The following is a 13,112-nucleotide window of genomic DNA, read 5'->3' on the forward strand; positions in this document are numbered from 1 at the left end:
GACTACATAATATATCGAGACCAACAATCCATTTTTTGTTTTTTTATAAAATTATACATTTATTCTGCATTTAATCTTGACATCACAACCTCCGTTTAATGTTTCAATGAAATAATAATATATGCTAAAATAGATCAGCCGAACTTTATTATAAGTAGTTAGGTCTTTATACCGTATAGCACAGATTTAATCTAAATCCTGTACCTATCCATTTGAATGCGGATACATTTTCTTGCATCACTCGAGTTATCGCTGCTCACTACTACATGAAAAATCGATTTAGTGGTATATTAGTACTATATCGAATCGTCCGGAGGTCCTATGGAAAAACATAACTCTTCACAAGACCGAGCATCCTTTATTTTTAATATTGAGGTGCTTGTAGAAGGGAAAAACAACGCTGCAGCGCTTGAGCAATTGCTTCATTCGCTAAATGGTTCTGACTTTGTTGATTTCCGTATATTATCCGGCATCCAACTTGGAGAGCAAATCGAACATCGCAAGAATAATACAAGCTCCACCCGAGAAATCCCTTTGCCGCCTAACTTAACTAAAGATGCTGACAACGTACAACCTAACAGAACTTCAACCACCACTCCTGAGAAAACAAAAGAAGCTAAAAAGGCCGACAAACCAGCAGCAGATGCTCTAGAAGCTTTAAGCTATTACGACAAAATAAGGGCACTCATGAAAAACAATACCTTAATCCGGCTCCTCGTTAATAAAGGCTTAGGTATTACGCTCAGCATTCCTTGCCGAATCATTAATATGGATGAGTCGGAAAATATTATTACCGTTTATCATGTCGACGAGAAGCAAGTGTATACGTTTCGAATGAACGAAATTGAAGACTTCTCATACTAATCCACGCATGAAGAAAAAAACCGTTCCAGTGACTGTTTATCAGCCATAGAACGGTTTTTTTATGCATAACCCGGAGATAACATTTGTTCAATGTTGTCACTTGATACAGGCGGACTCCAGAAGAAGCCTTGCATTTCATCGCATTTATGCTTGCGAAGAAACTCCATTTGCCCTTCAGTTTCCACGCCTTCTGCGATAACCTGAATATTCAGGTTATGAGCCATTGCAATAATTGCTGCAACGATTTCTGCATCACTCGGGTCCTGCTGAATATCACGTACGAAGGAGCGGTCAATTTTCAACCGATCAATCGGGAAGTTTTTCAAATAATGAAATGAACTATAGCCCGTGCCAAAATCATCAACGCTAATATTAACGCCTAATTCCGTTAAGTCGAGCAAACAGCGAGACACATGGCTAACATCCATCGTCATCGACTCCGTGATTTCCAGATCCAAATATTTTGGATCGAGGCCTGTTTTCTCAAGTACTGCCGCTACCTTGCCTGCGAGATCCGTTTGAACAAATTGCCTAATCGATAAATTGACGGATACCGGCATTAATGGCAATCCAGCGTCTTGCCATGCTTTGTTTTGACGGCAAGCCTCTTCCAGCACCCAATCGCCAATTTGGACAATCATGCCGCTCTCTTCAGCTAACGGGATAAAGTTCCCTGGTGGTATCATGCCTTTAAGCGGATGATTCCATCTTACAAGCGCTTCTACGCCAACCATAGTACCTGAACTCAAATCATATTGCGGTTGATAATGCAAAATAAATTCCTCGCGCTGAATCGCGCGATACATCTCATGCTGCAGCGTAAGTCGCTCCAATGACGAATTGCTCCAGTCCTCCGAATAAAGCAGGCAATCATTTTTCCCGCTTTCCTTCACTTTGACAAGCGCCATATCTGCTTTCTTGATAAGCGAATAACTATCATCATCCGCGTTGCTGTTTGTAACCAAACCAATGCTCGCTGTAATATGTAACGGGAAGCCGCTCAGCTCATAGGGCTCTTCAATCGACTTGAGGAGATTTCTGCACAGCTCAAGCAAATGCTTCTCCGATCGTAAATTGCAAAATAATAAAGCAAATTCATCGCCTTCCATACGCGCTGCAAAATCATTGTCATCAAGATCTCGATTTAGTCTTTCAGCAACTTGCATGAGAAGAATATCACCGAATTCGCGTCCAAAGGATGCGTTAACCAGCTTAAAGCGATCTAAATCCAAATAACAAATACCAACGATACGTTCTTCTTCCTTCGCCCTTGTCAACGTCTCCGTCAGTTTCATTTGAAACAAAGTGCGATTCGGCAATCCGGTCATATCGTCGTGATAGGCCATGTAGCGAATTCGTTCAACATTTCGTTTGCGATCGCTTAAATCTTGGCTTATCACTACCGTTCCGATGACTTCTTCCATCTGTATCATAGGAGAGCAAACAACTTGAAGCTCGAGCGGAAAACCTGAACCATGTGTAATGTTAATATTGATCTGTTTCGTTTCACCAAGCAAAGCCTGCTCAAATGTTTCTTGCAGCAATTGCCGGCTGCCCGGTTCGACTAATGTCAAGATCGTTTCACCGAGAAGCTCGGTTCGGTCATAACCAAGTGTACGGCCGGACGCCTCGTTCAACTCCATGACAATCCCGTTTTTATCCAATATCGCCAGCGGAACGGCATCTGAACGAAGCAAGGTCTCTACAATTGCCGTATGATAATTTTGGAAGCTAAACGTCACATTTCGCTTTATATAAACAATTACTGCAGTTACGATTAACGATGCAGCGATGGCCAAAGCGGTCCATTTGTACATCGTGTTAGAAATTAATATAAATGATACGATAATCCAGACCAACCCGAGTGCTGCCAGCAAACAGCTAATAACCAACGATCCATTCAATGATTGCTTGAGGAGTTGTCGCTTTCTATCAGGAAAACCATCTATCCGTTTCGTCACGCACAAACGTCCTTCCTCTATTTCGAGTCAAGTCAGTGTTCGCTTTATTATAAACGATGTACGCGTTCTGGTATAGAAATATTTACTAAAGCAACTTGTTTTTTTGTTGTAATACAGAGTAATATGTCGTCAATTCATTATTTATTTCTAACTAATTACTTTCTTTCTTAAGTGCTGCAGTAATAATACATATCCATCCAGCTATAATCGCAACGCCGCCAATAGGTGTGATCATGCCAAGCTTGCTGAAGCTCGTAAGCGATAATACGTACAAACTGCCGCTAAAAATGATCATTCCTGTTAGAATTAATCGACCGCCATTTAAAGCAAGCTTGCTCGTCCCCATTTGTTTGGCGAACAAGGAAATTAGCATTAAACCGAGTGCGCTGTACATGTGATAACGAACGCCTGTTTCAAAAACCTCTAAATAATGATCACTCAATTGTTTTTCTAATCCATGTGCTCCGAATGCGCCTAAAGCAATGGCTAAAGCCGCGTTTATTGCTCCGATTGCAAAATATTTTGGAAACATTTGTTTTCAATCCTCTCGTATTTGTGTATAATTTTACCGTAATTAGTAAAGGAGCTGATATAAATGGAAAATGAAACCAATAACAATGCTAATCCATCTTCCAGCAATGAGCCTTACGGTTCAAGACCCGTTTTCTCCAATGACCAAACCATCTATGAAGGTCCTAAGAAACATTCAGGAATTGGCATTACATCCTTCATCATTGGGCTGCTCTCAGCCGTATTGCTTATTATTGCAATCGTCTCAGGCTTCTCATTCGCTGATCAGATCGCAAATACAGACATCGTTATAGCAGACCCTTCTGATAAAGCAGCCTTTCAAGCTTCAATCGAAGCGCTTGGTCAAGAAGTTCTTGTTTCTATGATGCTTACTATCGTTTGTATTTTTGGAGCAGGACTACTCTCCCTTGCAGGTCTTATATTAGCTATTATCGGTGCCGTTTCCAGCAAGCGTCGTAAAACGTTTGGCGTTATTGGCATTGTACTTAACGTTGTCGTATTTGTAGGCGGTATTGCCTTATTTTTTGTAGGCTCTGCTTCTATTGCGTCATCTGTTGCCTAATTAAATTTCGGCCAGCTGTAAAAAGTCTGTCTCAGCCTCAATGGAGCGCTCGAAGCAGGCTTTTCTTATTCAAGCCGCTTATCTCACCGTTAATTTCGTCCGACTAAAACCTTCCTTCGTCTTATTAACCTCAAGGCAAGCCGGGAATGCATCCTTCAGCTCCTGAACGTGTGATATAACTCCGATCATTCTTCCCGATTTCTGCAAATCAACAAGCGCTGTAATTGCTTTCTGAAGCGATTCCTCATCCAGTGAACCAAAACCCTCATCAATGAACATCATTTCAATCGTCACGCCGCCCATGTGGGATTGAATAACATCCGTCATTCCAAGCGCAAGACATAACGAGGCGTTAAACTTCTCACCGCCAGACAATGTTTTCACGTCACGATTCTGACCTGTATACGCATCATAGACATCGAGGCCTAGTCCGCTTTGCTTGCCGCGAGTTTCAAGGCGATCACTTCTTTGCAGCATAAATTGCCCATTCGATAAATCATRCAAACGCGTATTGGCAGCAAAGAGAATCTGCTCCAAAAACTCAATTAGAATATAGCGCTCGAACGATACCTTAAGCGCATTATCCCCTTTCAGCATCTGGAATATATCCATGACCTCTTCTAGCTTAGCCTCTAGTTCGCTCACATAATCATTGGCCTTTCCAATTGAAACAGCGAGCCGCTCAGCAACTTGACCCGTCCGCATTGCCGTTTGTGCGGCGGCAAATAGTTTCTCCTGCTGCTGCTTCAAAGCAGCAAGCTGCTCCTGAAGCTGCGCCAGATCAACTCTAGGTTTGCCTGCAAGCTCGCTTTGCAGTTCAACCAGCTGCTGCATAAGTGAAGCAACGGCTGCTTGGTATGCAGCAATTTCTTTTTTCAACTGTTCTCTAGCTGAGTCAGGCAAAGCTGCTTCTCGATATTGCTGAACCGTGTCAAAACCCGCTTTCACGAGCTCATCCAGCAATCGCTGCTCTGCTAGCTGCTTGTTTTTTTCGGATTCTTGCTGCTGCTGCTCGGATTGCACGGCATATGCTTTCTGTTCGGCCAGCTTCGCTGTCATTTTTTGCTGCTGCTCTTGAACAGATTTCCAAGCAGCTGACATTCGGTCATAAACTACCTGCTGCTCGTTTAGTTTTTCAGTCAGCTTCTCAGGAGTACGCAGCGTTTCTGGGATGCAGCCCAGCTCCTGCTGCAGCGCCGATTGCTGTGACGTTCGCTCAACGATTAAGCGCTGCTGCTCCTGCTGTAGTTGTTCCTTACTAAGCTGTTGCTTCTCGAGCTGCTGCTCCTGACGTTCGATCAACTGCTTGAGCTCAGGAAGCTGCTTCACTTTCAATAGAAGCTTGTCCGTTTCTTCCTTAAGGCCGCGCCAAAGCTGCAGCAGCTGCGCTCGTTGCTCCTCCAGCATGACGGCTTTCAATCCAAATTCCGCCAGCTCTTTAGCACCGTCCTCGCGTGTTGCTTGTGCTGCAGCTGCTTGTGCTCGCGCTTCAAGCCATTCCCGCTCCACTGCAGCTAATTGTAACTTTGCCTCTTGCAGCCGTTCACGAGAAGGAATCTCTGAATGTATGACCGACTTTGCTGGATGCTCCTCACTGCCGCACACAGGACAAGGCATGCCCTCATGCAGATGGGCAGCCAGCAGTGACGCTTGCCCCTCAAGCCATGCAGCCTCAAGCAGATCGTGGTTGTCTTTTGTTTTGCTGAGAGTTTGAGCGAATTCTTTCTCTAATAGAGCGATTCTCGTCATTTCTTTCTCGACGTCAACTACTCGCTTTAATTGTTTCCCCTGCTGCTCAATAAGACGCAGCTGATCCAGCTTATCTGTCAGCTCTGCCGTTTCAAGCTCTGTTTCCTTCACTTGTGCATTTGCAGCGAGCTTCGCTTCTCGCAGCTTTATTAGCTCTGCATCCAATGCCTCAAGCTTAGTTGTACAACCCTTCTCCGCAAGTACGAGCTTGTCGATCGCTTGCTGCTGGCTAGCGAGCGTTCTTACGATTGGAGCCATCTCTTGCAATTTGCTGAGCTCACGTTCCGCTTCTCGCCGTTCGTCGCCGCGCTGCTCTTCTACTGCAAACCTCTCAACTGCAACCTTAAAGTCGCGCTCCGCGGTTTCCAGCTCCGCTTGCCTCGTAGCAAATTGTTCCCGCTTCAACTTCGCATCAGCAGCGGTTCGTTCAGCATGCTCCTGATATGGTGCCAAATGGGCTGCTTTTTCAGCAAGCGCCAGTCGCTGCTCCTTCAAGCCATATTCCGGCTTCTGACCATCCAGCTGCTCAAGCTGCATCCGCTTCCTCGCATGCTCCTCGTACTTGCTATTCAGCGTCATCGCAAGCCTCAGCTGCACTTCTGCCGCTTCAAGCCTTCCTGCAAGCAGCTCCTTTTGCTCTTCCGCTTCTCCTGCAAGCTTCATATAAAATTCGAACTCCAGCGCCAAAGCGTCCGTCACTTGCGTCGCACTATATACTTCCTGCTCAAAGGTTTCAACAAGCTTACTATTTTCTCGCTCTGGCAGCGCCTCTTGTACTTGCTTCATATAAGCATTAAGAGTCGCTTTTGCTTCTTTCAATTGATMCTGCAGCGCACGATTTTTTTGCTGAAAACGATTTTCCAAACGCTCATACAGCTCTGTCCGAAAAATTCGGCGCAAAATCTCTTCCTTATTATCCGTATCGGAAGTCAGCAGCTTTCGAAACTCTCCCTGCGGAAGCATGACAATCTGACTGAATTGCTCCTTGGTGAGGCCAATAATCTGCTCCAGCCTAGCATTCACGTCAGACAAAATAAAACGGTCTACAGCTGGAATGGGTTCCCCGCTAGTCGTCTCGTACAGCTCGCATTTACCGCCTGTTTCACTTTTGTTCCCGCCCTTGCGATGAGGCATCTGCCTAAGGACCAAGTAGCTTCTCCGACCGATAGCGAAATCGAAATGAACCGCGGTGTGTATTTCTTCTGCAGCAAAATGACTGCGAAGCATACGGGGATCAGCTCGATCCTCTCCACTAGCCGTTCCATAGATAGCAAAACAAATCGCATCAAAAATTGACGTTTTCCCTGCGCCTGTATTGCCTGAAATAACAAACAGGCGTCGATCCTCCAGCATGCTGAAATCAATCGTTTCCGTGTCTCGATAGGAGCCGAAAGCTGTCATTGTTAATTTGATTGGCCTCATAGCATACCTCCTTCCTCACGCAGCAGCTCTGCATACGTATTCGCAAACAACTGTTTTTTCGCTTCCGAGAGTGGTTGCTGCTTTACTTCTTGATAAAAAGCTGCGAACAGCTCGATTGGATCAGCCTCACGCCGTCCTTTTGCCACTCCAGCGTCCAAGCTGCTGCCATCGCTCGAATGGCTGCCTGAAGATAATGGCCTGCGTTCCACATGAAGCGCATTCGGATAAACCGCACGCACCTTCTCCATTGGAAACAATACGGGATTATCATTCAAAAGAGTAACAAAAACATAATCCTCGTTTATTTCATGCTTCGTTATCTCTTCAATAGTAGCAGTTACACGGCGCATGTTGCGAAGCGGAAGCAGCTCGCGCTTCTCGATCTCCACTTCACCCGCTTCATTAAGCTCAATGACAAAATAACCCTTCGCATGGTTTTCCTCAGAAATCGAATATTTAAGCGGGGAACCCGCATACCTTATCTTGTGATTGCGAACGAAATGGGCCTGATGCAAATGTCCAAGCGCTGTATAATTAAATTTCTCAAAATAAGCCGCACTCACATGTTCAGCTCCGCCAACAGACAATGGCCGCTCGGAGTCGCTTGTATTAAGCTCCGGCTCTCCGGTTGCCGTAACAAAAGCGTGCCCGACAAACACATGCCGAGCTTCTGGATTCATAGACTCAGCAATGTTTGCTGTAACTGCCCGCATCGCATCGTCATGCGTTTTTATGGATTCATCGCCAAACACGTAGCGTACTTGCGCAGGATCTGCGAACGGAACAAGATGGAAGTGAACCTCGCCGAATTCATCATTTAGCACGACTGGTCCGAGCGTTTTGCGAAGCTGTCCCGCCAAATATAAACCGCGATTTTCCATCATTTTTGTACCAAAATTAATACGGTCTGGACTGTCGTGATTCCCTGATATTGCAAGCACTGGCGTACCTAAATCGATGACGATCCGGCTGAGCAGCTCATCAAGCAATTCTACCGCTTCCGTAGGCGGTACAGCCCGATCATAGAGATCGCCAGCAATAATGACCGCATCCGGCCGTTCGATTTCGATCGCTTGCAGCAGCTGCATCAGAACATAACGCTGATCCTCTGTCATATATACGCCTTGAACGAGCTTGCCCAAATGCCAGTCCGCAGTATGAAATAGCTTCATTCGTCACAAACATCCCTTCCTTGCATTTCTATCTATCTTAACACGTTATTGGTCTATCATTTATTTTAACATCCGATTCATCATGCCGCATAGTAAAGCTGAAATTGCTTTCCGCTATCTATTGCACATCACATAAATACACGATAAAGTTAGACACGGCATACGTTTATCAAACTCTATTCCTATTATAATGACAACGATGGAGGACTACCAAATTGTCTCGTTTCACATCTACTTTATCCAAAAACTACATACTGCTGCTTACTGTCGTATTCGGAGGTTTTCTCATCTTTGGCTTCTCTGAAAATATTAAAGGGCCTGCGCTTCCTAGAATGCAGAGTGAGTTGAAGCTTGACGAGCTGCAAGTCGGAATTTTGTTAGCATTTAACTCCCTTGGCTATTTGCTTGCATGCAGCTTTACCGGGTGGCTTACCCGCAAAGCAGGAATGAAGCTCACTTTGGTGCTCACATTTGGCTCTATGGCGGTATCGGGTGTTTGCATCTATTTTGCAGCCAATTACACCTCACTTTCATCCGCTTATTTCCTCATGTATGTCGGAAATGGGATGCTGGAAATCGCGCTAGCCATCCTTGCCGCTCGAATTTTCATCAAAAACACAGGCACGATGATGAACCTCGCACACTTTTTTTATGGGCTCAGCTCAACCTTTGCCCCGATCATTGCTGCTTCGCTGATAGGTGTTCAAGTATTTGGCTCTGCGCTAGGCTGGCGGGGAATGTACATGCTTATGCTCGCGCTCTCGATTTTGCCCATGCTTCCAGGACTTTTCGCAAAATATGCCGGTGATGAGCAAAAACACGAGGAACGAATCACTTTAAAGGAATTTGCTCGTGACAAGATCGCTTGGCTCATTGTCGTCGTGCTATCTTTCGGAGTAATATCGGAGCTTGCTGTTGGCGGTTGGCTCGTTAACTTTTTGGAGAAGGCTTACGGTTGGAGCGGCGATGCTTCGGCTAAAATGCTATCTGCCTTTTTCTTCTGCTTTATGCTCGCAAGGCTCGTTCTCGGTCCCGTCACTGACAAAATTGGCTACACGAGATCGCTCATTTTACTATCTGCTTTTTCTGGGTTATGCTCAGTTGCAGCCATTATCATCGGTGAACCAGGTGCCTTTTTGTTTGCACTCGCAGGAGTTGGTATCGCCCCAATCTATCCAACCGTCATGGCCCTGCTTGCCAAACGTTACCCAAACAACGCCGATACCGCTATTACCTTTACCGTAACCTTAATGGGTATAGCGAGTGTCATCGGCAACCTCGCTATCGGCGCCATTACAGAATGGACGAAGCAGCTGTTTGCCGGAAGTGAAAACTCACATGCCAGCCTCGTTGCAGGTCTGCAAGGCGGTTATCTATTCATCGGGGCATGTGCGCTTGCCTGCTCGGTCACTTCGATCATTCTTTATCGCATGCTTAGAAATAGGAATGCAATATTGTAAATAGAAATGCCCCTGCCAGTGCTGAAGCTCAGCACGCTGCGGGGGCATTTTTTATACTAGGCAGCCTTATCAAAAATATCTCGATGTTATCATTTTTTTCTTCGTATAAAATTCCACTCCATCCTTTCCATTGGCATGCAAATCTCCGTAGAAAGAGTCCTTCCAGCCCGAAAATGGAAAAAAAGCCATTGGTGCTGGCACGCCTACATTAACACCCAGCATACCGGCTTCCGCTTCCTCGCGGAATTGACGAACCGCCTTAGCATTTTCCGTATAAATGACTGCTGAATTACCAAATCTAGAACTATTCACTATAGTAAGCGCCTCATTTAAATCTTCCGCGCGCAGGACAGATAATACTGGACCAAATATTTCCTCCGTGGCAATCGTCATTTCAGGCTTCACTTGGTCAAAAATCGTCGGTCCAAGAAAATATCCTTCGCCGCTGCGCTCCGTTGCAAGCCTGCCATCAAGTAGAAGCGCAGCCCCTTCAGCAATCCCGCTCGCAATATACTTTTCGATGCGCTTGCGATGCTCATCGCGTATGACTGGCGTTAAGGTGACGTCATCGCGCATTCCCGAACCGATGATCATCGCTTCCGCTGCAGCTTGCAGCGCCTTCATAAAGCTGCTCCCATCACCGACTGCAACGACAGCAGAGCAAGCCATGCATCGCTCACCAGCACTGCCAAAGGATGAGGCAATGATGTTCTCAACCGTTTTATCGATATGCGCGTCCGGCATTACAATATGGATGTTCTTGGCGCCGGCAAGCGCTTGAACTCTTTTGCCGTTATACGCAGCACGTTCATATACGTATTTGGCAACAGGCTGCGAGCCGACAAATGAAATGGCCTTAACACTGGGACTGCTCGTCAATACATTTACAACATCGTTAGCGCCATGCACCACATTCAGTACACCATCCGGCAATCCCGCTTCCCGCAATAGCTCCGCAAGCTTGTTAACGGTAAGCGGCGTACGTTCTGATGGCTTGAGCACAAAAGTGTTGCCAAGCGCGATGGCAAGCGGGAACATCCAGCACGGTACCATCATCGGAAAATTAAATGGCGTGATGCCTCCCACTACACCAAGCGGCACCCGGAACAGCTCCGAATCGATGTCCGTTGCAATGTTTGCAAGCGTTGCGCCCATCATATGCGTCGGCGCTCCTGCCGCAAACTCCACATTTTCGATGCCGCGCTGCACTTCTCCGACCGCTTCTTTGTAGCTTTTTCCGTTCTCCATCGTTATAATCTCCGCCAGCTCCTCCGCATGCTCCTGCAGAAGCTGCCAGTAACGAAACAGCACCCTCGCCCTGCGTGGAACAGGGGTTTTGCTCCATGCTGGATAAGCCTGCTCCGCAGCATGCACAGCAGCTTCAACATCCTCTTGAACGGATAATGGGACATAAGCGATTACTGCGCCTGTAGCCGGATTTATCACTTTATCTGTTCGTCCATTTACAGACTCCACCCAAACACCGTTTATAAAATTACGTAATTTAAGCGGATCCTGTAGGGAAATAGGTTCTATAGCCATCCTATCAGCTCCTATGTTTGTTAATTATCGTTGGGAACAAACCTTTTATCCTTTGTCGCACTCAAGGAGCTATCTCCTTTTGGAAATCTATGCTCAAATTTTTACTGCACGTCTTTTTGTTCTCTAACATCTTGTTTAAGAAGCACATTAACAAAATATTTGCGAGCATCCGCCGTCTCAATGAGCAGCGAAGCTTCATCACCGCCGGGGTGCTTAAGCTCCAGCCAATCGCCGCTCAGCCCTTCACGCACGCCAGTAATGACATACTCCTGATTCAAATACGCATCAATCTTGTTTTTCTCCTCGACGAATTGCTCATAGGCGGACATTTCTCTTCCTCCTTTGGCGCTATGGCTTCCCTTTATCCCTCATGTCGCGAAGCAGCGTTGGGACAAGCAGCTATCGATTATCCCCCTTGTAAGGAGCCCGCTTCACATATCGTCCAGCCCCTAGAGAGCCAACAAATTGACAATCTTGAATGACAAATTCACCGCGTGATAGCACGCTAACGGGCAAGCCTGTCACCTTCAATCCTTCAAACGGGTTATAATCGACATTCATATGATGTGTTTCAGCTGAGAGAATACGCTCTGCTAGCGGATCAAAGATGACGATATCCGCATCACTGCCAACGGCAATCGTCCCCTTCTGGGGAAAAAGACCAAACAGCTTGGCGCTGCGCGTCGATACAATGTCTACGAATTGATTAAGCGTAATGCGCCCTTGATGAACKCCCTCCGAATAAAATAGCGAGAATCGATCCTCTATAACGGGGCCGCCATTTGGAATTTTACTGAAATCCCCCCGCCCCAAATCCTTCTGTCCGTCAAAATTAAAAGAGCAGTGGTCCGAACCCAGCGTTTGCAGCTGGCCGCTCTTCAGTGCATTCCAAAGAATCTCTTGATGATGCGCTTCACGAAGAGGCGGCGACCAAACGTATTTTGCACCTTCAAAATCCGGCTTCTCCAGCTGCGACTGATCGAGCACCAAATATTGTGGACAGGTTTCGCCCCCGCTTGAAACACGTTTTTGTACGCCATAAACACCTTCAACGAGGTAATGCCCTCTTCACGAATAATCGATGGAAGCTCGGCAAGCACTGCATCGTTTATTTCACTAATCATGAGGTGAAAGCCATAATCGATAACGGCTTTACTGTCTGCTTTTTGATGCCATGCCGCAATGGATTCCTTCAGTGGTTTCCCTTTCGTCGTCAAGCAGAAATCAACAATCGTTGTAGTTCCTCCGAAAGCTGCAGCTTTTGTGCCTGTCTCAAAATCATCCGCCGTAACCGTGCCGCCAAACGGCATATCAAGATGGGTATGTGGATCAATGCCGCCTGGAAATACGTATTTGCCTGTTGCATCGATAATCTCATCCGCTTCCGATTCGAGGTCAATACCGATTTTGGCGATGATGCCTTCCTTAATCAGCACATCAGCTTTATATGTGTCGGCTGCCGTTACAATAACCCCATTTTTAATGAGCCTCACCGTCATCCTATACAGCCTCCTTCTTATCGCCATCGTCAGAATCATTGCTTTTTCCTAGTGACGCAATTGCCGCTTGCCGTTGATTCCAGCTTAGAGCCGGCTCCGTCGAGGGAACCTCTACCATCTCAATCGCACCTTCAACCGGGCAAACAATAGAACAAAGGTTGCAACCTACACAATCTTCCTCGCGAACCTTCAGGTATGCTGCGCCAGTATCGTCTATATGCCGCTCAATACACTGATGCGAAGTATCCTCGCAAGCGATATGGCATTTATTGCAAACGATGCAAGTATCCTGTTCAATTCGTGCAACGACCGCGTAATTAAGGTCTAGATCTCCCCAATCCGAATAGCGC

At 46.2% G+C, this 13,112-nt stretch carries 10 protein-coding genes and 1 pseudogene; 3 read left to right on the forward strand and 8 right to left on the reverse strand.

Translation table 11 applies throughout. The features are described 5' to 3' along the window. Positions 1-321: 321 nt before the first annotated feature. On the forward strand, positions 322-864 hold the full coding sequence (locus AC1DSE_RS09760; protein WP_477510574.1) for a hypothetical protein: 543 nt from the start codon (positions 322-324) through the stop codon (positions 862-864). Positions 865-923: 59 nt separating this feature from the next. Here AC1DSE_RS09760 and AC1DSE_RS09765 read toward each other — a convergent pair whose 3' ends face one another. Together AC1DSE_RS09765 and AC1DSE_RS09770 are read right to left on the reverse strand one after the other, a co-directional pair. Next, positions 924-2,825, reverse strand: coding sequence for a putative bifunctional diguanylate cyclase/phosphodiesterase (locus AC1DSE_RS09765; protein ID WP_477527630.1), 1,902 nt, complete (start codon positions 2,823-2,825; stop codon positions 924-926). Positions 2,826-2,976: 151 nt separating this feature from the next. Beyond that, on the reverse strand, positions 2,977-3,357 hold the full coding sequence (locus AC1DSE_RS09770) for a DUF423 domain-containing protein (protein ID WP_430063522.1): 381 nt from the start codon (positions 3,355-3,357) through the stop codon (positions 2,977-2,979). A 63-nt stretch (positions 3,358-3,420) separates the two neighbouring features. Here AC1DSE_RS09770 and AC1DSE_RS09775 point away from each other — a divergent pair, with 63 nt between their 5' ends. Continuing rightward, entirely contained in the window at positions 3,421-3,918 is a 498-nt protein-coding gene (locus tag AC1DSE_RS09775; RefSeq protein ID WP_477510572.1) for a hypothetical protein, read from the forward strand. Positions 3,919-3,996: 78 nt separating this feature from the next. On the opposite strand, the gene AC1DSE_RS09780 is transcribed toward AC1DSE_RS09775, so the two are convergent. Then, a complete protein-coding gene (locus tag AC1DSE_RS09780) occupies positions 3,997-7,089 on the reverse strand; it encodes an AAA family ATPase (protein WP_477527631.1) in 3,093 nt (1,030 codons plus the stop codon). After that, positions 7,086-8,261: an exonuclease SbcCD subunit D gene (locus AC1DSE_RS09785; RefSeq protein ID WP_477510570.1), complete on the reverse strand. Its 1,176-nt coding sequence runs from the start codon at positions 8,259-8,261 to the stop codon at positions 7,086-7,088. Before AC1DSE_RS09785 ends, AC1DSE_RS09780 begins: the two co-directional genes overlap by 4 nt. A 215-nt stretch (positions 8,262-8,476) precedes the next feature. On the opposite strand from AC1DSE_RS09785, the gene AC1DSE_RS09790 reads away from it, so the two are divergent. Further along, entirely contained in the window at positions 8,477-9,721 is a 1,245-nt protein-coding gene (locus AC1DSE_RS09790) for an MFS transporter (protein WP_477510569.1), read from the forward strand. 69 nt (positions 9,722-9,790) lie between these two features. Here the strand turns inward: AC1DSE_RS09790 and AC1DSE_RS09795 are convergent, their stop codons facing one another. The 4 genes and pseudogenes from AC1DSE_RS09795 to AC1DSE_RS09810 all read right to left on the reverse strand — a co-directional run. Continuing rightward, positions 9,791-11,263, reverse strand: coding sequence for a CoA-acylating methylmalonate-semialdehyde dehydrogenase (locus tag AC1DSE_RS09795; protein WP_477510568.1), 1,473 nt, complete (start codon positions 11,261-11,263; stop codon positions 9,791-9,793). Positions 11,264-11,364: 101 nt separating this feature from the next. Continuing rightward, complete coding sequence (locus AC1DSE_RS09800) at positions 11,365-11,592, reverse strand: hypothetical protein (protein WP_477510567.1); 228 nt, start codon at positions 11,590-11,592, stop codon at positions 11,365-11,367. 70 nt (positions 11,593-11,662) lie between these two features. After that, positions 11,663-12,762, reverse strand: a pseudogene (locus AC1DSE_RS09805) (amidohydrolase family protein). 1 nt (position 12,763) lies between these two features. Then, positions 12,764-13,112, reverse strand: a 349-nt coding sequence (locus tag AC1DSE_RS09810; RefSeq protein WP_477527632.1) for a 4Fe-4S dicluster-binding protein, incomplete at its 5' end; no start/stop codon positions are given.

The organism is Paenibacillus sp. 01L418 (assembly GCF_056400045.1).